Genomic DNA, 23529 nt, shown 5'->3' with positions numbered 1-23529 from the left:
TTACAAAAATAAATAAGAAAGATTATTTCAATACAGCACTGTTCTGGCCCATTACGGAGTTATCCGCATATAGCAGAATAGTGTAAGTGCCTTTTTGGAAAGGCTTGGTATCCTGCCATTCGATGGTATAAGCGGCACCGTCGTTTGCGAAGTCGATCGCTGTTTTGTACGTGTACTGGATTTGATTGCCGTCTACCTCGAACAGCCCATTATCTGCGGTGCGGAGGTTGCCGTTTGGGTCTATCACCCGCAGGTAAATATCGTGCATCCCCGTTTCTGCCAGCGGATTGTCAGCAATCGTGAAGTTGATTCTAAATTTGTCGACACGGCGGGCACGGGTTTCGACACTTTCCTTGTCACCGCGCTGCCGGACACCGGTGATGGACATCCCTGACACCTTCAGTGCCGATGCCTGCCGCACCTTGTCGGCAAGGTTCATGTTTTGCTCTTCAAGCTCAGCAACCCGGTCAAAAGACGATGATACCTCCTGCTTCAACTCATTCGTTTCCGACACCAACTGTGCATTTTGCTTTTGCAGGTTTTCCACCGAAGCCGTGTACTTTGATACTTGCAATTTCAGCTGCCCTATTTCTTGCTGGGCATTGACCAACTGCTCCTGTGTGAGGTTGTTCTGTGCCAGTTGGAGCCTAAGTTCGGCAATCGTGCTCCGCACACTATCCCGTGCTGCTTGCAGGGAGGTACTCAATTCAAGCTTTTCGTCGGCTACTCGGTCCAGCTCGGCTTCAATACGGTCTACCTCGGCTTGCATGCTCACCTTTTCACTTGCCAGTTCATAAACCCTTTCCCCGGTGTTCTTATATTTGATATAAAAATACACGTTGGTCGCGAGCAGCGCCAATATAGCAACCACAAAGAAATAAATCTTGGTAGAATCCTTCCGTAATTCTTCAGGCTTGGACACCGTACCCGTTTCCCGCATTGTATCTAATTCTTGCATGGCTTATACAGCAAACTCCTCCCTTACACACATTTAACTTATATGCAAAAACTGTTCCAACGTGGTTTCTGGCAACAGACAGGGGTTTACTCAAGGTAGTTCAGGGTACCGAAGCCGCCCATTTTTAGGTATTCATCTTTTCGCATGAGGTGCAAATCAGCGTGCACCATATCCTGCACGAGCGCATGAAGGTCATATTTTGGCGCCCACCCCAACCTCGCCCGTGCTTTGGAGGCATCGCCGATGAGGAGGTCTACTTCGGTAGGCCTGTAGTAAGCGGGGTCTACGTTAACAACAGTCTGCCCGAACTTGATGTTACCCGGGTTGATGCCCAGCTCATTGAGTCGTCGCTCATCCGCGTCGACCACCACGCCTTTTTCCAGCTCGCCCTTTCCGCTGAATGCGACTTCTATCCCCAGTTCAGCAAAGCTAAGTTGCACGAAATCGCGTACCGTCGTGGTAACGCCCGTGGCTATTACATAGTCTTCCGGCTTTTCCTGCTGGAGCATTAACCACATGGCTTCTACGTAATCTTTCGCATGGCCCCAGTCACGCTGTGCCGAGAGGTTTCCGAGGTACAGCTTATCCTGCAAACCTAGTGCTATGCGTGCAGCTGCCCGCGTGACTTTGCGTGTGACGAATGTTTCGCCGCGCACCGGACTTTCGTGGTTGAAAAGAATGCCGTTGCATGCGTAAAGGCGATACGCTTCACGGTAATTGACGGTAATCCAATAGGCATACAATTTGGCTACGGCATAAGGACTTCTAGGATAAAAGGGAGTTTTCTCGCTTTGAGGCACTTCCTGCACCAATCCATACAGTTCTGACGTCGCAGCCTGATAAAAACGACACTTCTCGCCGAGGCCGAGCAAGCGGATGGCCTCCAGTATCCTGAGTGTCCCGAGGCCGTCTGCATTTGCCGTATATTCGGGGGTATCAAAACTGACTTTCACGTGGCTTTGCGCCGCCAGGTTGTAGATTTCGTCCGGCTGCGTTTCCTGAATGATTCGGATGAGGTTTGTTGCGTCGGTGAGGTCACCGTAGTGAAGTGTAAAGTGGCGGTCGGACTCGTGGGGGTCCTGATAAAGATGGTCAATGCGTTCAGTGTTGAACAGGGAACTCCTCCGCTTCAGTCCATGGACACGATACCCCCGCTTCAACAGAAACTCGGCCAGATAGGCCCCGTCTTGTCCGGTTATACCGGTTATCAAAGCTACCTTCGACATGATCAATCAACTGCTTTCTTTAACACAGATGCTAACAGGTATTGCCCGTATCCGCTTTTCATCAATGGGCGAGCAACAGTTTCCAGTTGCTGTCCATCAATGAACCCCATCCGGTAAGCCACCTCCTCAATGCATCCGATCTTCAGCCCCTGCCGCTCTTCGATGACCTGAACGAACTGCCCCGCTTGCATGAGCGACGTAAATGTACCTGTATCAAGCCATGCGGTTCCACGGCTAAATACCCCCACCTTCAGGCGTCCCGCTTGAAGATATGCCTTGTTTACGTCAGTAATCTCATATTCGCCTCGTGCCGAAGGCCGGATACTCTTGGCGATCTCAATCACGGAGTTATCATAGAAATACAACCCCGGAACCGCATAATTTGATTTCGGCCGGGCCGGCTTTTCCTCAATTGAAACCACATTGCGGCTTTCGTCAAATTCAACCACACCATAACGCTCAGGGTCGGATACAGGATAGGCAAACACCACTCCTCCGTCCGGATCCGCACTGTGCTGAAGCAGACGGGACAGGCCCTCGCCGTGGAAAATATTGTCACCAAGTATCAGCGCGACTTTCTCCTTACCCACAAATGACTCCCCGATCACGAATGCCTGTGCAAGCCCATTGGGTTGCTCCTGCACTGCGTAGGAGAACGAACACCCCAACTGTGAGCCATCTCCCAACAGCTTTTGGAATGCTGGAAGATCGTGAGGGGTGGAAATGATCAACACCTCGCGGATGCCTGCCAGCATCAATGTAGACAGCGGATAATAAATCATGGGCTTGTCATAGACCGGCATCAGCTGCTTGCTGACTGCCAAAGTTAACGGGTGCAGTCGTGTCCCCGAGCCCCCAGCTAATATAATACCTTTCACTTTATCAAATTTAATAAAACACAGCGGATAAAAGTATCACTTTAGGAAGAATAACGGAAAAGATTGTGCAATAAATAGCAAGGAGACACCCAAATTACTCACGGTACAAGTGTTGGGGTGTCTCCTTGCTGCTTGAGCGAATCACTTAGCGGCTTTTACGGTGAATGGCACCCTCCATTCTCCCCAAGCCAGCGTAACGGTGCCGCTTTTGTCAGCGTTGATGGTAAGCTGCTCCATGGATTCCCTGGCGCTCGCCGGGGTAGCCGTCACCCGCAATGCGTCGTCCGACTCGTCATACCGTGTACCCCACTGGTCCCATACCTTGCTGAAGATAAGCGTCATGCCGTGTTCGTCAGGAATGGAATGTAGACCGTATTTTCCCGCTGGCAAGGGTTGTCCTTGCACAAGGACATCCTGATCAACTTCAAAGGTGGTGGTTTCATTGGCGCCGGTACGCCATCTTTGTCCTACTGGTGCGATATCTACACCCAGCTGTCGCCCTTTCAAGGACGGTTTGCTGTAATGTATAGCGATTGTAACGCCATCTTCCGTAGTAACGATAGTACTGTCCGGCGGACTGGCCCGCTGGCTTTTGTCTTGCTGGGCAAAGGACAATACCGACGTCGCCATGACGATCAGTAAGGATAACATACGTGCTTTCATATGCATATAATTTTAAAGTATTGGATCAATCAGCTTTACGCGGGTTACCGTAGCCGTTCGAAATTGAATACCAGGTAACCAGATTTGCCCTCCAAATCTAAAGGCATCCGTAGCGTCAGGTGTTCGGCATCAGCATACGACAGTTCCAGCCGATATCCGGCCGTTACATTGCTCGGCTTGTCGCCGGGGTAGATTTTTTTAAACTGGAACTGGGGGTCGCCATTACCTTTTCCCGGATTATAAATCGACCAAACTATATTGCGCACGGCACCGGGGGCACAAAGCTTCCCCTCGGCATCAAACGTAATGCTGCCCCTGCCGTTATTGGGGAGGTTCCATACACTGCCGATGAAACATTCGGCCGGAGCCTCTTCAAAAACAGTCTTAACCGAATAAGCAGGCGGAAAATTCTCCTTATCTATAGCATGTAAAACCCATTGGCCCCGAACCCCGCTGCGCCACGCCGAAGCAGATGGTGAACCTTCGACAGCACCCCGTTGCGAAGCGCAGGATATGAAAAAAACAGACACGGAAAACAGTGCGGCAAATAAAAATAGTGACTTATTCATCTGTGAAAAGCAGTTGTATGATATATGAATTTGTATTTTTGTGATGTAAAGATAATAAGATTTGTATGATTTCCCGCCCCAAAAACCATACCATCAGCAAATTCACAGCTAAATTATTGGTACGGCTTTTCATGTTGTCGCTGTTGTTTGCTTTCGCGCCTGCCTTATTGGAAGACAAAACCGCCAGGCCGTTAGGTGATACTTTCGTATACATCGACAACAAATGGGCATTCCTATTTCCCGGGTTGCTTTTTTTGAGCTTCCTTGCTTTGCTTATCCTTACCCTCCGCAATAAGTATGAGAAAACCGATCTGAACTGGATGCTGTCATTGAATACAGCGCTTTTGATTACCTACGTGGTCTTGCTGTACATAAGACTGTATCCCATTATTTTCGGCTAAGCCAAATTACGCTACTCATCACCTTTTTTATACCTTTGGGACGTTATCGAAAACGACATGTCTCAGAAAAGAATGTGGCGGACTACAAAAACGGTGCTCAAGATCGGCGTGACAGCCGCCGCGCTATATTGGGTGTTCAGCAGGGTGGAAGCGGATTACAGGGAGACAGCGATCGAAAACATTAACGCCGGATCTGATGGATATCCACCCAGTTTCTGGCAGTTCATCAAACAGACGATCCTGGCTTCAAGCCCGGTCTTTCTCGTGCTCGCATTTGTGGCCTACTGCTGTTCGATACTCATCGCTTCCTCCCGCCTTAACGGCTTTTTCAAAGGCGTAGGGTTGAATTTAACCGAACGATACAACTTTAAGCTGTACTTATTGGGACTTTTTTACAACCTGTTCTTACCTGGCGGAGTCGGTGGGGATGGCTACAAGATTTACTTTCTGCGCCGTAAATTCAAAGTTAAGGGCCGGAAATTGCTATCAGCGGTATTCTTCGATCGATTAAGCGGGCTTTGGGCACTGAGCCTGATCACCTCGGCGCTGGTGATTTTTATCCCTCGCCTCCAGATTCCCAATGAAGTCCCCATCATCGTCGTTGTATTGGGTTCGGTAGCTTATTATATCATTATCCGCCGGTACTTCTCCGATTACAGCAAGCGGTTTTTCCCGGCACATATCAAGGCATTTTGCGCGCAATCCATGCAGGTTCTGTGCGCCATATTTTTGCTGTATGCATTAGGTTTCGAAGGTAAATTTTCTCCTTATTTGTTTATGTTTCTGCTTTCTTCGCTGGTAGCGGTCGTCCCCTTCACTGTAGGCGGGCTCGGTGCACGGGAGATGGTGTTTGTGTTTGGAGCAACATATTTTGATCTGGACAAGCACCTTGCCCTGCTGATCAGCCTGCTGTTTTACCTTACGTCAGCTTCGTTGGCGGCATTCGGATCTTATTTCATCTTCCATCCGCAAGGGTTGGGCGAGGACCGGTTGCCCACAACAGAGGAAGCTGAAATGGACAACGATGACGAAGAGGACGAACCTAACGAAGCAAACTCAATCAAAAACGAATGACATGGCAAATATTGTGATCACTGGAGCAAGCAGAGGCATAGGATTTGAAACCGCCCTTGCATTGGCTACGTCAGACAACCGTATTGCAGCGATTGCGCGTTCAAAAGACGGTCTGGACACCCTTCGGGAAACAGCTATCCGGCATAGCCCCGGATGCATTCTGCACACCCTGCCCTTTGATTTGGTCCATGGCGATTACCGCGAAAACCTACTACCGTCTATCCATGAAAAACTTGGCCAGGTAGATATCTTGATCAACAATGCCGGTGCGCTCGTCAATAAACCGTTTGAAGACACGTCTGCAGCCGAGTTTACAGAATTGCTGCAACACAACTTCATAGGGCATGTAAACATGATACAGAGCCTGATACCGCTGATGCCGCCGGGCAGCCACATTGTCAATATTGGCAGTATGGGCGGATTCCAAGGATCCGTGAAGTTTTCCGGTTTAACGGCGTATTCAGCAAGCAAAGCCGCCCTACATGCGCTTACGGAATGTTTAGCTGGTGAGCTCGCCGATAAGGCAATCAAAATAAATTGCTTAGCTTTGGGTTCAGCACAAACAGAAATGCTTGCCAAAGCGTTCCCAACATATAAGTCGCCCATAACGGCAGCGGAAATGGGCGGATACATTGCCGGTTTCGCGATGACCGGTCACCAGTTTTTCAACGGGAAGGTTTTGCCCGTAGCGGTAACCACCCCATAGGATGAAATTAAATAAAACAAAATGAAAAAATTTAGTCTATTCCGCACATTAGCAGCATCATTGTGCATCATGACCGCCTTTGTTTCCTGCAGAAACGAATACAGGGACAATGATTCGGAGCAAACACCTGGCAACGTGGCCGGCGAAATCACCGAAGACATGGGGGCGCTGTTGCCAGCACTGCCCTACATCGCGGCTTTTGATGAAACCTCCGAGCGTCTGATCGCCGAAAAAAACCCCGATTTTGACCGGGCATTGCTGACCGCCGATGACCTTGCCCAAGCGCTGATGACCAACTACCCGGAAATCACAATAGAAGTAGACAGTGTTTCCAACAATACTCTCCATCTTCAAATCCCGGATGCCCGGTACCTCACCCAGCAGATGGGATCATCGGGGGCACAAATGTACCTTCTGGAAGCCACCTATGCATTCACCGAATTACCGGGCATCAGCTCCGTCAATTTCAGGTTTGAAGAAGGCGACCATGCCCTACCCGGCACATACACCCGGGAACGTTTCAAAGAACGTTCGATAGCTCATTAAATTCCCATTGACGCAGTGGCTTGGGAAACATCTAATTAATCATATCTTTGCAGTTTAATCAGAAGAAGTTGTTTATACACCGAAATGAAGCTTCCGGTCTGTTACAGGCAAGTGTGGCTTTTTGCAAGGTTTCAACGTTTTAGCGGTGCATTATCGTACATGAGAAAATTTTTCGGTTACCTCCTCTCCCCCTTTTTTTATCTGCTTTTCGGCATCATCATCACCGTATTTCATCCCATCCAATGGATTTGCCTAAAATGGGGAGGATACAGGGCTCATAAAAACTGTGTTGATGTGCTTAACTGGTGTTTGCTCTCGTCCTATTACGTGCTGTGCAACAGGGTCAAATTCAAGAATAACCAACAGCTTCCGATGGACCGGCCCATCCTTTTCATAGCCAATCATCAAAGCATGTACGACATTCCTCCGCTCATCTTTTTCCTGCGCAAACACCACGGCAAGTTCATTTCCAAAATTGAACTGACGAAAGGCATTCCCAGCATCTCATTTAACCTCCGCCACGGAGGCGCCGCGAATATCGACCGGAAGGACTCAAAACAGTCCATCGGCGAAATCCTGAAACTGGCCAACAACATGAAAGTCAAAAACTGGTCAGCCTTTATCTTTCCCGAAGGCACGCGATCCAAAACGGGAATAATTAAACCGTTCAATGTCGGGGGAGCGGCTACAATACTCAAAAAAGTTCCGAATGTACTGGTGGTGCCCGTAGCAATCAACAACTCCTGGCAAATGGTCCGTTACGGCTTTTTTCCGCTCAACACCTTCACTCGGATGTCTTGGGAAGTGCTTACACCGATTGAGCCGCAAGGACTCACGACAGAAGAGGTGGTAGCGCAAGCTGAGGCACGGATACGGGAAAAAGTTAATTAACCCGCCGTCCCTTCCATTGGTATTTGCCCAGATTGCCCACAATGCCGATGTATACCATATAGACCACATGCAATACGGTAAGCAGCGGCAGGTAGGTAATTAAGTCCGTCCGCTTGGCAAACCTGCATAGCGGATATAGAAAAAGCAGCTCGACCGCAAATTTCAATAAAAAGGCAATTAAAAAAACAGTCAACAAAGGCGCTCCGTAAAATACCGACAAGACACCCGATGCCAACAGCATGGCATTAAACAACCATATCGCTACCCCCAAAGCAACCACGCCCTTATTTTTATAGTGGGTGCTTTTAGAAGCCCAGCGCCTACGCTGCCTGATGAAACCGTCAATTGTCCTTTTTGCATCGGTATAGACAACTGCATCACGCGACTTGCAAAAACCGATTTTATCGGGATACCGCGCCGCTACCTTATGCAGAAATAACTCGTCATCGCCAGAAGCAAGGTGATCGATCCCGTTGAACCCGCCCATTTCATGGAACACATCGCGGCGGTAGAGGAGGTTTGCGCCGTTGCAGGTGGATGGATACCCATTTCCGATACCTGCGGCACCAAGCCCGATCAGGTAGAGAAACTCTAGCGTCTGCAGCTCTTCGAAAAAACTTCGCTGCTGCGAATATAAGACCGGGGCGGATACCAGAAAACAGCCGTGTTCTTCAGCAAACGTGACTATGGTTGCAAGCCAGTCGCGGCCCATCCGGCAATCGGCATCCGTAGTGACGATAAACTCGCCCGCCGCCGCTTCGATCGCCCTGGAGATTGCCTTCTTTTTATATGAGTTTAGCGGCGCTGACTCATTCAGTTGCAGAAGTTTAACCCCCTGACCTGCGTAAGACTGTACCACCGACGACGTGTTGTCGGTAGAATGGTCATCGATGACGATGATTTCCAGCAACTCCGCGGGAAAATCCTGCGCCAGCAGGTCTGTTAGCGTACGCCCGATGTTAGCCTCTTCATTACGCGCGGCGATGAGCACGCTCACCTTGGTTTGCGGCATTGTCTTTCTCGCAAAAAAGGGTAAGGCAGCCCACCCCACTCGCATATAACACACCAACACCGCATAAACTCCAGTAAGTACCGCCAGCACGGCACTAATCAACTGCGTCGCCAAAGAAATTAATTTTTAAGACAAACACTGAACCTAAAATGGCGGGCAATATAAGGTTTATAAACCAAATGCAAGAAGCTACCGCCATCACTGCGATATCCTGATCGGTGATGTGCGCGTACAGATAGCTCGCCGTAACGCTCCTGACACCGAAGTCGAACAAATCGAGCGTCGGCAATGCGGCTTGTACAAAAAACAGGATAAAGATCAGCAAAAGCATCGGCACAAAATCAATATCAGGGATAATGATCAACATCAATATGCAATACTGCGAGGTGAAAATCACAAACCTCGCCAATGAGTTCAAGAAGACGACGATGAGTTCGCCCCTGCTGTATCGGGTCAGAATCTCAAAAAATCGATGAAATTTGCGCAGAAAACCAACCCGCTTTATCCAGCACTCTATCCAGCTTACATGGAAGTAAAGCGTCAGAAAAAATCCCGCATAAACTGCTGCCAGCATCCACAAGGCAATACCTACGACGGCACCGACATCGAAAAAGCGATTAACAAACCAGGCGATGCTGAGCGACCCCGCCACACTCGTCAATACCAGCTGCGCCAAGGCACCCACCCCCATTGCCACCACACCGAAAATGCGCTTCCGGGGTTGGAGAAACAACACCCGGCCGCCGTACTCCCCTATTCTGTTAGGCGTGAAAACGGCCCAGGTCAATCCGCAGAATACGGACTGTATGGATTTCCATAAGCTTATCGGTTCGATATACCGGCAGAGATACTGCCATTTCACCGCCTCCAAAAACCAGTTTGCGAACATCAGTACGACAATAACAGACAATGTGGTTATCACCGTATCGGTGCCAAGCGTACGCATCAGCCGCTCAAATTCCTTCAGGTTTTCGTGATTATTAAGCTTGTGGTAAAGCGCCCAAACCACCAAACCAAGAATGGCAATCTTAAGCGCAATACCAAGTATCTTTTTCGTCTTTTTGGTCAAGTCCGTGATTTTGCATGCAATGTTACTAATTTTAAAGCAAACCTGACCTCCCGGTTTTATCGATCATGACGTGCCATCAATTGCAGTCTAAAACGATGCGGTTTATTCCGCCAAAAAACCTAATATTGCAAGGTGCAAAAGTCTATAGGCAAGGAACGGATAATACTGGGTATTGATCCCGGTACGGCAGTGTTGGGTTACGGCATTATTAAAGAAACCGGCAAGCAGCTGTCATTGATCAATCTCGGGGTGATCAAACTGGAACACTTGACAGACCACGGACTCAAATTGCAGCGCATTTTCCAGAAAACTACTGCACTTATCGAACAATACCACCCGGACTGCATGGCCCTGGAAGCCCCTTTTTATGGCAAAAACATTCAGGTGATGCTTAAACTCGGCCGCGCGCAGGGGGTCGCCATGGCAGCTGGCTTGAATAAAGACATTCCGATTTTCGAATATGCACCACGGAAAATCAAACAGGCGGTGACCGGCAATGGCAATGCGGCCAAAGAACAGGTTGCAGCCATGCTTAAGACCCTGCTCCGGTTTGACGAAACGCCCCAGTTTTTGGACGCTACTGACGGTTTGGCCGTAGCCGTATGCCACGCCTTTCAAAACCACACAGCCGCTTCTAAAAAAAACAGCTACTCAGGGTGGGAAGCATTCGCGCGCGAAAACGCAAGCCGCCTGAAATAACCGAACGCCGAAACCGCACCTATAACTTTACCTGCCTGATTACATTCTTTACATTAAGTTCGATAATATCGGTCATCGTCTTGCAATTCAGGTATTGGTCATTCCGGTAGTACTCAGCATATCCTTCGCGGAGCTGCTTTACATTGGCCGCCGTGGATAGCTCCTCAGTGCTCGACACGTCACGCAGCGCAGCGATACGGTGACGCTCGCTACGCACGCGGTGCACGATCGACGACCGCTCTTCCTGCTGGTATTGCGACACCGTACGTTCCGTCAGATGCTCCATGCAAAGCTGAACGTAAGGCAGGTTGTCTTTGAAAAACTGAGGCATATAAACTTTGGGATTGCCTTCATAAAACTGCTGGTCAAAATCAATCGCCCGAATCCGGAATTGGAAGTCATCGAAATCCGGTGTGATCTGCACCACGAAATTATATGCGCGCATGTCGCCCAGCAGCGTAATGATACAGCGTTCGTTGAACTTGACAAACTCCTTGGCTATGCGTTTCGGGTTGTAATCGGGGTTATGCATCAACGATTTGGTAAATACGTCACCGGGGATACCCACAATGTGTTCCTCCACAAGCGTCTGCTGCCCATCTACCAGATAATTTACCGGATTCGGAGAGATAATCTGTTCCAGTTCCAATCCATAAATCCGCGATGCGTCAGCCTGTTTTACATAGAAATAGTCGTACACATCGTTCAACCGGTTTACGATGCGTACCCGGAAAGGATGCGTGTTGCCGAAAGCACAATACTCTACTCTGTCGATGTATTTATGTTCTACAATGCGTGTATTTCCGGAGGCCTTCAACTCCGCATAAATGATTTTCAGTCCGTTATATAAATTTTCCTGAATATGCGGGGGATACAACGGTGTCTCCCAAAGGGTGTCTTTCCCGTTTTTATCCAGTACCGGCAACGTCTCATAAAACTCCATCAGGTTGCCGTAGCTAACGGGGAAGCGAGCGTCGCGCTGGTAGCTGCGCAGGTATTTTTGCAGCATAGGGGTAACTGCATACATGGGCTTTTTCCGAGAAATCTTAATGTCTTCCATAACTTGTCAATATACCTGCATCCAGGTAAAGATACGACTTTCATTGGTCACGAAAAAATTAAGAAATTTTCACAAAAAAACCAATTTTAGTGCCTATTTTTGATAAATTGTCAATAAACACCTGTAATTACGAATTAATAAGAAATAGTTAAGCAAACATTAAAGGAAGAAGCTCCTTTGGGAGAGGAGCTTCTACGCTAACCAATTATAAACCTATATTAAATTGAGGGAGGGCGACATTAAAATTCAGCATTCTCACATTTTCTGCCGATCTATTGATACAAAAGTAGAAAAATTATTAGACTATCAAAGTATTTTCTATAAAAACACTTAATTTTTGCACTTTTTATAATTATATTTGATATGTATTAACAAAAACATCATTATAAATGGAAAAAAAGCACGACAATTTCGATCTTGACAACCTAGATATTCAGATATTATCCATATTAATGAACGATGCATCCATACCTTACACGGAAATAGCCAAAAAACTAATCGTTTCTGGCGGAACTATCCATGTAAGAATGAAAAAAATGGAAGAAATGGGAATTATAAGAGGCTCAAACCTCATTATCAATCCACAAAAGGTCGGTTTTGACATCACAGCGTTTCTCGGAATCTATCTGGAGAAAGGTTCTCAGTATAATCATGCCGTTGAACAGCTGAAACAGGTAAAAGAAGTAGTAGAACTACATTACTGCACGGGCGCCTACAGCATGTTTGCAAAAATCATATGCCGGGATACCACGCATCTGCGGAAAGTGCTCAATGAAGATATTCAATCGGTAAAGGGTATTCAACGTACCGAGACCATCATCTCCTTGGAGGAAAGCATCAAAAGGCAGATCAGCTTAACCTAACTGATCGGCCCAAAGGGACTGTATCCACACCCTTACTGCTACCGCTGAATGGTGCCGTCCAGTCCCACCTTGACATCGAATGGCCTGCAATAAACATCCAGCAATACAGCCATACGCCGACGGGTAACCGGCTGCTTCTCGTCATAATCGTCCTCAAATTGGAAGCGTCGCTTCCAATTTTTTTCGACCTGTCCCTCCAGCTCGTTTCCGCGCTGTCCAACGAATTTGATATAACTGAACAGATCGGCCAGTGTCAAGGTGTCGACATCCGCATGGTCCACAAACCAAATCTGGCTTCTGGAAAACAGCCGGTTCAACACCGGCTGCACTTCATCTGCTGTTACCGCGGAATCAGGATCAAAATAGAGGCGGCCCACCTCATCCAACCGCCCAAGCAGGACGCTTGCAGCACCGACGCGCTGAATGGCCGCAAAATGCGGACTTTCAATTGGTATGTCGACAAACGGCATCAAGCGCGCACCGTATTGCAATAGCTCGCCCTGCACGTTCCGTGCATCCAATTTATCTGATGTTGTTTTGTAAAAAGCAGTATAGGCAGCCGCGGCACCTACAGCCTGCCCCACATGCATCAGCAACGGGATATCATCGGCAGTATGACGCAACAGCCCCTGAAGAGCGGGCAAGCACCGCGTCAAAAACAAGTTACTGTCGTCCGCTGGCGCCAAGGCACCCAATGGCAGGGTAAACACACGGTCATCCAGATCACCAACCGCTACGCCGGTGCGGGAGAGACCGTCGTGCAAACCCATTTGAAAATAATTTTCCGGCTGTGTGGTCCGTGCGCGGATACTGTCCACCTCACGGCCTGCAAGGCGGTATAAGTGCGCCTCGGCAGACGCATCCACCACTGCCCGTATGCGGAAGCGGCTCCCGTCTGCTAATTCAATCCGCCAGTCGTTGCGCGACTTTTTTACCGACCGCGCCTCGCCTCCTTTGATGATCGTCAGGTTCTTGTATACCGTTGTCATGCTGTCTACAACATTCTGTACAATCCTCGGATTTATCCGTCTTTTGGCGATAGCAGACAACGAATCGCTGCGCCGGTCATGGCGCAAGGTTTTTGCCAGCAAGTCGGCCCATACGCCGGCGTCCAGGTCGGCGTTAGCCGTGATGGAGATCACCTCTGAGGTCAGTTCGGGCATCATCACATCGCCGTTAATCACCCATACCGTATTCAGGTTTGACATGGATGACTGCAGCGCCGCCGCATAAGCGTCCACCCCATCACCGTATACCAGCACCTGAGGGCGCTTGCTTTGCGGCAACGCCATCACTGGAAGCACAACCAGCAAACAAAAAAACAGATATCGCTTATTCATCACGCGTCAATTTAGAACAAAGACGTAAAATTAGACATAATTGCTTCAGGAAAGTTTACTTTTCGGAATTTTGTTTCTGTATTCCCATGCTTTTCGCCGAAGGTTTTCCGGCTTCGCACTTCGGGTGAAAACAGCTACATTTGCACCATGGAAAATGAAGAAAAATCACTCAATTTCATAGAAGAGATCATCGAAGGGGATATCCGCACCGGCAAACACGGCGGCAGGGTACTGACACGCTTTCCGCCAGAACCTAACGGGTATCTACATATTGGGCATGCCAAAGCCATTGTGCTGAACTTCGGGTTGGCACAAAAATACAACGGCAAGACCAATCTCAGGTTTGATGACACCAACCCGCTAACCGAGGAAACCGAATATGTAGAGAGCATCAAACGCGACATCCAATGGCTGGGATATAAATGGACTAAGGAGCTGTATACGTCAGACTATTTCGAAACGCTATATGGATATGCGGTAAAACTTATTAAAAAGGGGCTTGCCTATGTCGATGACAGCTCTTCCGAAGAAATCGCAGCATCCAAGGGAACCCCTACCGAGCCAGGTAAGGCTACCCCCTACCGTGACCGCAGCGTGGAGGAAAACCTGCGCCTTTTTGAAGATATGCGGGCCGGGAAACATGCCGATGGGACAAAAGTGCTGCGGGCCAAAATCGATCTGTCCAGTCCCAATATGCACCTGCGCGACCCCCTGTTGTATCGCATCAAACATGCTCACCATCACCGCACAGGTGATCAATGGTGTATCTATCCGATGTATGATTTCGCTCATGGGCAAAGTGATTCAATTGAAGGGGTCACGCACTCCATCTGCACCTTGGAGTTTGTACCCCACCGCCCGTTATACGACTGGCTCATCGAGCAACTGGAGATATTTCCTTCCAAGCAATATGAGTTTGCCCGCTTGAACCTGAACTACACGGTGATGAGCAAGCGGAAACTGCTTCAGCTGGTCAATGAAAAACACGTGGAAGGATGGGACGACCCGCGCATGCCCACAATCAGCGGCCTGCGGCGTCGGGGTTACACGCCGGCCAGTATACGCAATTTCTGCGAGCGCATTGGCGTAGCCAAGCGCGAAAACATCATCGACGTAGGGCTATTGGAGTTTTGCATCCGCGAAGACCTCAACAAGACGGCGTGGCGGCGTATGGCTGTACTGGATCCTGTGAAGTTGGTGATCAACAATTATCCTGAGGACAAAGAGGAAATGCTAGCCGGCGAAAACAATCCAGAAGCAGAAGGAGGTGACGGCAGCCGCGATATCCCATTTAGCCGCGAACTGTGGATCGAGCGGGAAGACTTTATGGAAAACCCGCCTAAGAAATTTTTCCGGCTCGGCCCGGGATTGACAGTAAGGCTTAAGCACGCTTACATCATCACGTGCGAAAGTTTTGCAAAAGACGAGGCAGGAAATATCACCGAAATCCATTGCTCCTATATTCCCCAATCCAAAAGCGGCGAAGACACCAGTGGCATAAAGGTAAAAGGCACCATCCATTGGGTGAGCGCAAGGCATGCGAAAACCGCGGAAGTAAGGTTATACGACCGTCTTTTTAATGTAGAAAACCCAGCCGCAGAAGAAGATTTCAAAGCAACCATTAATCCGGAAAGCCTGCACATCATCGAACGCGCCTATATTGAGCCAGATTTACACCACGCGATTCCCGGCAAGGGCTATCAATTCATTCGCAAAGGATATTTCACACTCGATAGCAGATCTGCCCCTGATGCGCCGGTATTCAACCGCACGGTGACGCTTCGAGACACCTGGGCGAAGGAAATGAACAAAGAGTAAGCGTAGAAAACAGGGCTGCAGGATAAAAACAAGGAGCAAGGACGTCAGAACACTTGCTCCACAATCTGCCTCGTGGGCGCTGGATTGCCCATCGTGTAGAAGTGCAGTACGGGCGCCCCAAATTCGACCAGCTCCTTGCATTGCTGTACCATCCATTCAATGCCTATCTCTTTCACCTGCTGTGCAGATTTACAGGTGCCGACAGCCTCACTGAGCTCCACAGGGATATCAATATGGAAAATTTTAGGCAAGGTGATGAGCTGTTTCACGGACGTGATGGGTTTCAAGCCTGGTATAATGGGCACATGGATGTCATTCGCCCGGCAGCGTTCCACGAATGCTTTGTACTTGCTGTTGTCGAAAAACATCTGCGTCACGATAAAGTCCGCACCCATGTCTACTTTTTTCTTTAAGTACCTGAAATCCGTTTCGAAGTTGGGGGCTTCAAAATGCTTTTCAGGATACCCGGCCACTCCCACACAGAAGTCTGTGCATTCCGAATTTTCAATATCTTCATGCAGGTACTTGCCGCAGTTCATGTCTTTCACATGCTGCAACAGGTCCGTGCCATAGGCATGCCCACCCGGGGTCGGCACAAAATCTTTGTCGGCTTTCCGTGCATCTCCACGCAGCACCAACACATTATCGATGCCGAGAAAATGCAAATCAATCAGGGCATTCTCCGTTTCCTCTTTGGTAAATCCCCCGCAGATCAAATGAGGCACGGCATCTACCTTATATTTATTCATAATGGCCGCGCAGATAGCCACCGTACCGGGCCGCTTCCGGTAAGCGATCCGTTCGAGCAACCCATTGGGATGCTGTTTATAGATGTAGTCTTCCCGGTGATAGGTTACATCTATGAATGGCGGCTTGAACTCCATTAGTGCATCGATCGTCTTGTATATGTTGGCAATGCTTTGCCCCTTCATCGGGGGCAGCAATTCAAACGAAAAAAGGGTCTTTCCGTTCGCGTTCTTAATGTGTTCAGTTATCTTCATATTATCGAGCCGCGGTCATTGCAGCCGCCAAACTTAGGCAAATTCGCATTTATATGCAAAGCGAATTTGCCATGCGCTACTAGTGGCTGAAGTCCTTTTAAGCGAAAATTTTGTCGTTAGCTGGCGGGGCGAGACGACCTTGTTCAGGAATACACATCCGCCAATCCTTCTGGCAGATCGACGTCCAGCCTATTCTTGCCCTGATCGATGGATACAATCAGTTCATCATTCAGCGGAAACATCAACTCATTTCCTTTATACATGACCGATGCGACGTGCTGCTGAGGGTACTCATACACCTCGACGATGGTACCCAATTCACCCAGCGTTTTGTCAAACACCTGAAATCCCTTTAAATCTGTCATACGGAAATCGTCGGGATCACGCACCGGCAACTTACTATTCGGCAGGTAAACTTTTTTCCGGACCAATGCCTGAGCCTGATCAATATGGTTTACATCTTCCAACGACAAGTAAGCGGTCCGGTTGGACAAAACCTTAACCGAATTCACGAAAAAGGGCACCAGTTTCCTGTCGATTTCCAGAAAAAGCGTATCCAGCTCCAGCGCTTGGTAGTCTTCAAACTCGAAAAACAACTGAATTTCGCCCTTAAGCCCCCTTGTCTTGCTGATATACCCAATGTAAAAACTGTCGATCAGATCCATTGCTTTCGTTGAAATAAGATGCATCAAACGCAAAAAAAACCGCTCCAAGCGATTAACCCCGGAGCGGTTTTTTTTATAGAATAAACAATAACTTATTATTATTCTTCAATCTTCGTCTCTTCGCCAGCAGATGTATCCGTTACAGGGGTTTCCTCTGCAGACACGTCCGCTGTTCCTTCTGTTGTTGCTTCCGCTTCAGGAGCCTCTTCGGCTGGCGGCGTATTCTTGGCTTGAACGGCAGCGGCTATTTCCGCTTTCTTTTTGGCCTCGGCGGCCAGCGCAGCTTTCCGGGCTTCTTCTTTCGATTGTGCCAGGTTGTCCATTTTACCTTGGATTTTTGCTTCTTTGCCCTTCAACCACTCCTCAAATTTGGCATCAGCCGTAGCTTCGTCAAATGCTCCTTTTTTTACGCCACCCAGCAAATGCTTTTTGTAAAGAACTCCCTTATGCGAAAGGATTGTCCGGGTAGTGTCCGTAGGTTGCGCACCCTTATCCAACCAATCAAGTGCCTTATCGAAATTCAGGTCTATAGTCGCCGGATTTGTGTTAGGGTTGTAAGAGCCGATACGCTCAATGAACTTTCCATCACGGGGAGCACGCGAGTCGGCTACCACAACGTGGTAAAAAGGCTTGCCTTTTTTACCGTGTCTTTGCAATCTGATTTTAACTGCCATTCTTTTTTTGTTAAATTATGTATACAACATAGTTCCCGGAGCCTCGTGCTGCGGGGCTGCAAAGATAGTAATTATTTAACAACAAACCCAGGCGACTTATTTGTTTTGCTGTTGCTATTGTTCATAACCAAATCGTTTCAGGTAATTATCTTTCTTGCGCCAGTCGGGGATCACCTTCACGAAAAGCTCTAGAAATACCTTCTTCTGCAAAAACCCTTCAATGTCTTCACGCGCATAAGTACCTACCTTTTTTATCATGCTACCCGCTTTACCGATAATAATGTTCTTTTGCGAATCACGTTCTACAATAATCTCGGCACTGATCCGAGTGATGTGCTCTTCCTCCTTGAACGCCGTAACGATTACCTCAGTGCTGTACGGAATTTCCTTCTCATAAAGCTTGAACACCTTTTCCCGGATGATCTCCGACACAAAAAACCGTTCGCTTTTATCTGTGAGGGCATCTTTTTCGTAATACGGCGGATGCTCCGGAAGATTATTTAAGATAAACTGCATGACTGCGGCTATGTTGTGACCATGCAAAGCCGATATTGCGAAAATTACCTTCGGATTAATAGTCTCTTGCCAGTGAACGATCTTGCTTTTCACTTCTACTTCCGTTGATTTATCGATCTTATTGATCAGCACAGCCACTGGCGACTCCGTTTTGCGAAGCTTTTCGATCACATCGTGTTCATCGTATCTTTCGTTGATATCGGTAACCAGCAAAATAATATCGGCATCGATAATTGAGCCCTGCACGAAATTCATCATGGATTCCTGCAAAGTATAAGCGGGCTTGATCACTCCGGGTGTGTCTGAAAACACGATCTGGTAATCCGGCTCATTTACAATACCGATAATCCGATGCCGCGTTGTCTGCGCTTTCGATGTCACAATTGACATTTTCTCCCCTACTAACGCGTTCATTAGCGTAGACTTACCTGCATTCGGCTTTCCGATGATGCTTACGAATCCGGCTTTGTGCGACATTTTTTTAAATTTGATTTGTTTTGCAAAGGAACAAATTATATCTTTGCAGTCCAATTCGGAAAAGAAATTAACTCCGGTCGCAATGCCGGAAACAAAAATATAAAAATACATTGCGGGGTGGAGCAGTTGGTAGCTCGTCGGGCTCATAACCCGAAGGTCATTGGTTCGAGTCCAATCCCCGCTACTACGAAAGAAAGGTTATCGGCGTAAAACTGGTAACCTTTTCTTTTTTCAGTATTTTTTGCTGAAAATAAGCGACATACAAAAGCAATAAATTTCGTCTCGGGGCTCGGCTTTCATCTGCTTTCTTGCTACAACTAATACCTTGAGGGGATAGTAAAAACTGGATATATTGCTTGGATTTTCACGAAGCGGCTAACGCCGAACACTCCGGCCTTTATCCTGCCGGTCCTCGTCGGGTTCCCACGGGTTACGCGACGGAGAGGCAATGCGTAGGATGTGTTCATCACCTTCCTTAAACGCATTACTTGCTTCCAATACCTGCTGCATCGTGTCCATATCCTCACCGGTGATGGTGGCGCTGAATTGCTGTGCCCTTTGCAGCATGCGGATAAAGGTGTCGGGCTGCTGCCTGCGGGTCAGCTGCCGGAGCGCACCGAGGTAGTCCTCACGGTAAACAGTGGGAATAATAATCTTGGTCTGCGCTGCTGCGGTCAGCTCGGCGTTCATCATGACCCTTGCAAGTCTTCCGTTCCCGTCAAGAAAAGGGTGCACCTCACTGACCATGAACATCATGTACGCGGCCTTGGCAAAAGGATGTTTCAGCGCCCTATAAAAATCAAAACCCCGCATGAGCGTGCCCCTGACGAGGGTATGGTCTACAAATTCGGTATCACCGGCCCGGTTGTTCCTATCCTTGAACTCGCCGGGATTTTTGGTAGGTCGGGCGATCATCAATGTCCTATGGCGGTATCGTAGTATTTCCAGCAATTGCCCTGTATCTTCGGGTGTGATGGCCATTTCCTGCCGGTTGCTGACGATTTGATAGGTGCCGAGTACGTCGTGGGAGTCCTCGTCCCTTGCGGGCAGGGGTTTTCCGGTTTCGATAATACGCCGTGCTTCCTGCACGTCAAAGCGTGTTCCCTCGATGAAATTAGAGAAGTAGGCCTCGTAGAAGGCAAAATTGCGGAAAGCACGTGGGGCGTTGTTCACCTCGGGCTGATCGGCAAATTCGCGCTGCTGTAGTTCTACGAATAACTGCTCGAAGACCTCCAGCCGGGCCGGGTCGTACGGGTGTCCAAACGCTCGGGCGATGGTTATCGGGGATTTCAGGATGTCGGTGGACTTGGTGGACAGCATCGCCCCAATCATCCTGTCCAGCTTCCCGAATTCCTTATCCATGCCGAGTGTCGCGGCAACCTGCCTCGCCCGGTCACGCAGTTCGTTGAGTCCGTCCTCGCCTTTTACCCGGACGATCTGGTCAAGTTTTTCCTCGATTTCTGGCAGTGGCAGGGTCTTGGATTCCCCGCCGACCTTACGGGATTCCTGCAGGTTTTCCAGCAGGGCACGTTCTTGCCCAGAGACGTATAGTCCGTCGGTTAGCAGGTTGTCACCCGGGATGGCAGCATTGCCCGCCATGATGCTGAGCTTAATCCCGGGCAGGTTTACCCTGCGTTCATAACTATAGGTGAGGAACAGGTGGCCGGTACCTGTGGGTTTATATTCCAGTGCCGAGCGGTGGCTAAGCAATATTCCAGGATACAAGTGGCCGATGATCTTGAACCGGTTCCGATAAATAATATCCGCGGGTTCTTCCTCCAGGTTTGAAGTGAAAATCTTTGGTGCAATCTTCCTGAGCCTGCCTTCTCTAACGAGCTTGCTTATCGCCCTGCTGATACGAGGTTCGTCCGAGGAAAAGATAATTTCCTGCAGGAGTACCGAGATGTCCTTGTTCATCGCTGTCGTTTTACAAATTTTTCAAGCTAACGGCCTGCATTTCCGATGAATGCGCAAATTTTTCAAGGCAATCATATTGTGTTTTGCAAGTTTATCAAGCAAGTTAACGCAAAGGTACAAATTTTTCAAGACATAATCCCAAATATGCCGGGACTGGCAGGATGTCAAAACTGGCGGCGATCGCAGATTCGGGAGCACCGCCCGCCTGGCGGAGCCTATACTGTGCGATGAAACTCTCGCCGATGATGGTGACTACGCCAAGCCCCCCGGAACTTCCATGCCAAGCTTTCCGAGGAGCCGGGCACCCAATTGAGTCGCAGGACGCTGGGCTCGGGTAGAAGGATAAGATACTGGAAATCTAGTTGCATGGTATTCAGTCTAAAGTTCTTTGTTTTAAGAGATAATTTCTAAACTATTCGAGGACGTACTTTGCATCCAAAATAGCCTCGTAATCCTCCAAAAAGTTCGACACTTGTAAACTTCCCGCTACACTGAAGATAAGGCGATTAGCAAAAGTTAGTCGCCTCTTTTCTTTTTGTTATAAATCGTTGAAAACAAGAAATTCACAGAAATATTAATTTTGATCTCGGCGTTCGACTTTCATCCTTTTCTTATTTTAACCAATGCCTGAGGGAAGTAAAACTGGGTGCGTTACTTGGTCTGTTACTAGGCTTAAACCGGATCGCTGTACTGGCGAAGCATCTCTTAAACGTTGAGCTTGAAGTTTCGATCATTTAGTTGGATAACGGGTATGGTTGCCATTTTGGTATTCATATAAATACGCTTTCGGGCAACGTATTCACAACAGCCGTAAGGAAAGTGAAAGAGCAGGCGTTCAACGTGAACGCAATCGGTGCCAGGCAACAGTACAACTCCTCGTCAGACATACAACGTCATACTATTCCAGTACTATGTCGTAACGATTAGTTTACCGACTGTCTTACCGGTCTCTTGTTGTAAATGAGCTTCTCGCATCTGATCGAACCCATAAGTTTCGAAAATATGCGGTTTCAGGATTCCATTTTTCAAAAGTAACGCTATCTGCTCCATATCGCTACCGTTGGATTCCACTAAGAAGAAGTAGCCTTGCACACCTTTGGAAGCCGCCTTTAATCTTACTTCTTCACTCAATCCGGTGGGGATACTGATAATAGTGCCGCCCTCCTTAGTCACTTCGAGTGAGTGGTTTATGTTATCGCCTCCAATGGTATCGAGGAAGAAATCAAATTACCTTTTCCAGAACGCGACTTTACATCGACAGGATTGATGCTTATCGCTTTGGTCTGTATTAACACTTCCCCAGACTTGATGGCGGGTTTGTCTATATCCTGAATGAATAGGTTTTCTACACCACCCGGTGCCTTTAATACAATTGCTTTCATTTCTATATTACTTTTTTTAATTGGTCTGAAATAGAACCTGCTTTTATAGCTCTTTTTCAACCTCTATTCCGATTTTTCCATAAAAATTCTTATCCCCGGCCCTATATTCCAACAAAGCATGAGCCTTCCCTATCTCTGACAATGGAAAAACCTTACTTAAAACTGGTTTTAGCTTTTTGCTTTCTACCAATCGGGTCAGTTCATCCAACTTATTTCTATTTTGCCGGGTAAAGACAAAGTGATAGGTAGCGTTTTTTCCCCAAGCCTCGATAAGGTTCTGTGGCTTTTCGATATCCACCACGGTAACTACTTGCCCTAACTGACGGAGTATCTTTCCGCTATCAGAAAGTGTATTACCTCCTATCGTATCGATGACTATGTCAACGCCGCTACCATCCGTCATTTGCTGAATAACGTCGACGTAATTCTCATTTTCATAGTCAATTACAAAGTCGGCGCCTAATTCACGAAGGAATTCATGATGAATTTTTCTTGCCGTTGTATATACAATTGCCCCCATAGCCTTGGCTATTTGAATGGTTGGAATTCCCACTCCACCTGCACCGCCATGAACCAAAATAGATTGGTTAATTCTGAGCTGCGCTCTGCTAACTAACATTTCCCAAGCGGTTCCTGCAGCCAAAGGAAGTGTGGCAGCCTCCAGATGACTAAGATTTTTCGGTTTTAAACCAATGATAGACTCGTGGGCAACGTGGTATTGTGCATAGCTTCCGTATCCCTTGAAAATCTCGGGACTATAATACACTTGATCACCGATTTTGAAATTTTCTACCCCTAGTCCAAGCGCTACTATCTCTCCTGATATGTCGTGACCTGTAATAACAGGTAACTCCAATTCATTTTTGTAGTCCCCACGACGTACCTGGTAGTCCAACGGATTAACAGAAGTTGCAAATACCTTTACCAAAACTTCCTTGAACCCAGGTTTAGGTGTAGGTATTTCTACAATTTCGAAATTTTCAATCGAGCCAAACTCTTTTAATACTGCTGCTTTCATACTTATCAATTTACGTTATTAGGTAAAAACCTAAAAGATTAATAAAAAAATATAGTTTATCCTTAATATGTTTGCTAAATCTGGCATTGCTTTTTCATTTCTTTTA

General features: G+C 47.9%; 25 protein-coding genes and 1 tRNA gene. 9 read left to right on the top strand and 17 right to left on the bottom strand.

The genetic code is table 11. The features are described from left to right. Nucleotides 1–22: 22 nt before the first annotated feature. The 5 genes from ACFOET_RS02870 to ACFOET_RS02850 form a co-directional block, all read right to left on the bottom strand. The gene (locus ACFOET_RS02870; protein ID WP_379019375.1) at nt 23–958 is read right to left on the bottom strand and encodes a hypothetical protein; all 936 of its coding nucleotides are present in this window, start codon (nt 956–958) and stop codon (nt 23–25) included. Between the two features lie 86 nt (nt 959–1044). Then, complete coding sequence (gene gmd, locus ACFOET_RS02865; protein ID WP_379019373.1) at nt 1045–2184, bottom strand: GDP-mannose 4,6-dehydratase; 1140 nt, start codon at nt 2182–2184, stop codon at nt 1045–1047. Nucleotides 2185–2186: 2 nt separating this feature from the next. After that, nucleotides 2187–3062 carry a glucose-1-phosphate thymidylyltransferase RfbA gene (gene rfbA / locus ACFOET_RS02860; RefSeq protein WP_379019371.1) on the bottom strand — a complete coding sequence of 292 codons (876 nt, stop codon included), beginning with the start codon at nt 3060–3062 and terminating at the stop codon, nt 2187–2189. A gap of 141 nt (nt 3063–3203) precedes the next feature. Next, on the bottom strand, nt 3204–3725 hold the full coding sequence (locus tag ACFOET_RS02855; RefSeq protein WP_379019369.1) for a DUF2911 domain-containing protein: 522 nt from the start codon (nt 3723–3725) through the stop codon (nt 3204–3206). Between the two features lie 44 nt (nt 3726–3769). After that, nucleotides 3770–4294, bottom strand: a complete 525-nt coding sequence (locus tag ACFOET_RS02850; protein WP_379019367.1) for a hypothetical protein — start codon at nt 4292–4294, stop codon at nt 3770–3772. A gap of 65 nt (nt 4295–4359) precedes the next feature. Between ACFOET_RS02850 and ACFOET_RS02845 the strand changes: the two genes are divergently transcribed. From ACFOET_RS02845 to ACFOET_RS02825, 5 genes are all read left to right on the top strand, one after another. Then, the gene (locus ACFOET_RS02845; RefSeq protein ID WP_379019365.1) at nt 4360–4695 is read left to right on the top strand and encodes a hypothetical protein; all 336 of its coding nucleotides are present in this window, start codon (nt 4360–4362) and stop codon (nt 4693–4695) included. A 57-nt stretch (nt 4696–4752) separates the two neighbouring features. Further along, a complete protein-coding gene (locus ACFOET_RS02840) occupies nt 4753–5769 on the top strand; it encodes a lysylphosphatidylglycerol synthase transmembrane domain-containing protein (RefSeq protein ID WP_379019363.1) in 1017 nt (338 codons plus the stop codon). A 1-nt stretch (nt 5770) separates the two neighbouring features. Then, nucleotides 5771–6475, top strand: coding sequence for an SDR family NAD(P)-dependent oxidoreductase (locus ACFOET_RS02835; protein WP_379019361.1), 705 nt, complete (start codon nt 5771–5773; stop codon nt 6473–6475). A 21-nt stretch (nt 6476–6496) separates the two neighbouring features. Continuing rightward, nucleotides 6497–7021 (top strand): hypothetical protein, encoded by a 525-nt coding sequence (locus tag ACFOET_RS02830; protein ID WP_379019359.1) that lies wholly within the window; start codon nt 6497–6499, stop codon nt 7019–7021. A 159-nt stretch (nt 7022–7180) separates the two neighbouring features. Then, on the top strand, nt 7181–7912 hold the full coding sequence (locus ACFOET_RS02825; protein WP_379019357.1) for a lysophospholipid acyltransferase family protein: 732 nt from the start codon (nt 7181–7183) through the stop codon (nt 7910–7912). On the opposite strand, the gene ACFOET_RS02820 is transcribed toward ACFOET_RS02825, so the two are convergent. Beyond that, the gene (locus tag ACFOET_RS02820) at nt 7905–9038 is read right to left on the bottom strand and encodes a glycosyltransferase family 2 protein (RefSeq protein ID WP_379019355.1); all 1134 of its coding nucleotides are present in this window, start codon (nt 9036–9038) and stop codon (nt 7905–7907) included. The two genes, ACFOET_RS02825 and ACFOET_RS02820, sit on opposite strands and share 8 nt — an antisense overlap. Beyond that, nucleotides 9019–9993: a lysylphosphatidylglycerol synthase domain-containing protein gene (locus tag ACFOET_RS02815; protein WP_379019353.1), complete on the bottom strand. Its 975-nt coding sequence runs from the start codon at nt 9991–9993 to the stop codon at nt 9019–9021. Before ACFOET_RS02815 ends, ACFOET_RS02820 begins: the two co-directional genes overlap by 20 nt. Before the next feature lie 132 nt (nt 9994–10125). Here ACFOET_RS02815 and ruvC point away from each other — a divergent pair, with 132 nt between their 5' ends. Further along, on the top strand, nt 10126–10692 hold the full coding sequence (gene ruvC / locus ACFOET_RS02810) for a crossover junction endodeoxyribonuclease RuvC (protein ID WP_379019351.1): 567 nt from the start codon (nt 10126–10128) through the stop codon (nt 10690–10692). 19 nt (nt 10693–10711) lie between these two features. Here the strand turns inward: ruvC and ACFOET_RS02805 are convergent, their stop codons facing one another. After that, on the bottom strand, nt 10712–11752 hold the full coding sequence (locus tag ACFOET_RS02805; protein ID WP_379019349.1) for a hypothetical protein: 1041 nt from the start codon (nt 11750–11752) through the stop codon (nt 10712–10714). Nucleotides 11753–12141: 389 nt separating this feature from the next. Between ACFOET_RS02805 and ACFOET_RS02800 the strand changes: the two genes are divergently transcribed. Next, on the top strand, nt 12142–12615 hold the full coding sequence (locus ACFOET_RS02800) for an Lrp/AsnC ligand binding domain-containing protein (protein ID WP_379019347.1): 474 nt from the start codon (nt 12142–12144) through the stop codon (nt 12613–12615). A gap of 38 nt (nt 12616–12653) precedes the next feature. On the opposite strand, the gene ACFOET_RS02795 is transcribed toward ACFOET_RS02800, so the two are convergent. After that, nucleotides 12654–13955 carry an FAD-dependent oxidoreductase gene (locus ACFOET_RS02795; RefSeq protein WP_379019345.1) on the bottom strand — a complete coding sequence of 434 codons (1302 nt, stop codon included), beginning with the start codon at nt 13953–13955 and terminating at the stop codon, nt 12654–12656. A 147-nt stretch (nt 13956–14102) separates the two neighbouring features. Here ACFOET_RS02795 and ACFOET_RS02790 point away from each other — a divergent pair, with 147 nt between their 5' ends. Further along, a complete protein-coding gene (locus ACFOET_RS02790) occupies nt 14103–15773 on the top strand; it encodes a glutamine--tRNA ligase/YqeY domain fusion protein (RefSeq protein WP_379019343.1) in 1671 nt (556 codons plus the stop codon). A gap of 44 nt (nt 15774–15817) precedes the next feature. Here ACFOET_RS02790 and metF read toward each other — a convergent pair whose 3' ends face one another. The 4 genes from metF to era form a co-directional block, all read right to left on the bottom strand. Then, a complete protein-coding gene (gene metF, locus ACFOET_RS02785; protein WP_379019341.1) occupies nt 15818–16774 on the bottom strand; it encodes a methylenetetrahydrofolate reductase [NAD(P)H] in 957 nt (318 codons plus the stop codon). Nucleotides 16775–16917: 143 nt separating this feature from the next. After that, a complete protein-coding gene (gene rimM / locus ACFOET_RS02780; RefSeq protein WP_379019339.1) occupies nt 16918–17439 on the bottom strand; it encodes a ribosome maturation factor RimM in 522 nt (173 codons plus the stop codon). A gap of 98 nt (nt 17440–17537) precedes the next feature. Continuing rightward, nucleotides 17538–18113 carry a 30S ribosomal protein S16 gene (locus ACFOET_RS02775; RefSeq protein WP_379019337.1) on the bottom strand — a complete coding sequence of 192 codons (576 nt, stop codon included), beginning with the start codon at nt 18111–18113 and terminating at the stop codon, nt 17538–17540. Between the two features lie 114 nt (nt 18114–18227). Beyond that, nucleotides 18228–19106 carry a GTPase Era gene (era, locus tag ACFOET_RS02770; protein WP_379019335.1) on the bottom strand — a complete coding sequence of 293 codons (879 nt, stop codon included), beginning with the start codon at nt 19104–19106 and terminating at the stop codon, nt 18228–18230. A 111-nt stretch (nt 19107–19217) separates the two neighbouring features. On the opposite strand from era, the gene ACFOET_RS02765 reads away from it, so the two are divergent. Beyond that, a tRNA-Met gene (locus ACFOET_RS02765) sits at nt 19218–19290 on the top strand. Between the two features lie 191 nt (nt 19291–19481). Here the strand turns inward: ACFOET_RS02765 and ACFOET_RS02760 are convergent. The 4 genes from ACFOET_RS02760 to ACFOET_RS02745 all read right to left on the bottom strand — a co-directional run bounded on the left by ACFOET_RS02760 (nt 19482) and on the right by ACFOET_RS02745 (nt 23423). Then, on the bottom strand, nt 19482–21023 hold the full coding sequence (locus ACFOET_RS02760; protein WP_379019334.1) for a Fic family protein: 1542 nt from the start codon (nt 21021–21023) through the stop codon (nt 19482–19484). A gap of 909 nt (nt 21024–21932) precedes the next feature. Then, nucleotides 21933–22196 (bottom strand): zinc-binding dehydrogenase, encoded by a 264-nt coding sequence (locus ACFOET_RS02755; RefSeq protein WP_379019332.1) that lies wholly within the window; start codon nt 22194–22196, stop codon nt 21933–21935. A 14-nt stretch (nt 22197–22210) separates the two neighbouring features. Beyond that, nucleotides 22211–22405, bottom strand: a complete 195-nt coding sequence (locus ACFOET_RS02750) for a hypothetical protein (protein WP_379019330.1) — start codon at nt 22403–22405, stop codon at nt 22211–22213. 43 nt (nt 22406–22448) lie between these two features. After that, nucleotides 22449–23423, bottom strand: a complete 975-nt coding sequence (locus tag ACFOET_RS02745; RefSeq protein ID WP_379019328.1) for a zinc-dependent alcohol dehydrogenase family protein — start codon at nt 23421–23423, stop codon at nt 22449–22451. Nucleotides 23424–23529 lie beyond the last annotated feature (106 nt).

This window comes from Parapedobacter deserti, assembly GCF_042646065.1.
Taxonomy (GTDB): domain Bacteria; phylum Bacteroidota; class Bacteroidia; order Sphingobacteriales; family Sphingobacteriaceae; genus Parapedobacter; species Parapedobacter deserti.
Note: the sequence above shows the minus strand (reverse complement) of the source record. Positions and strands in the feature narration are given on the sequence as shown.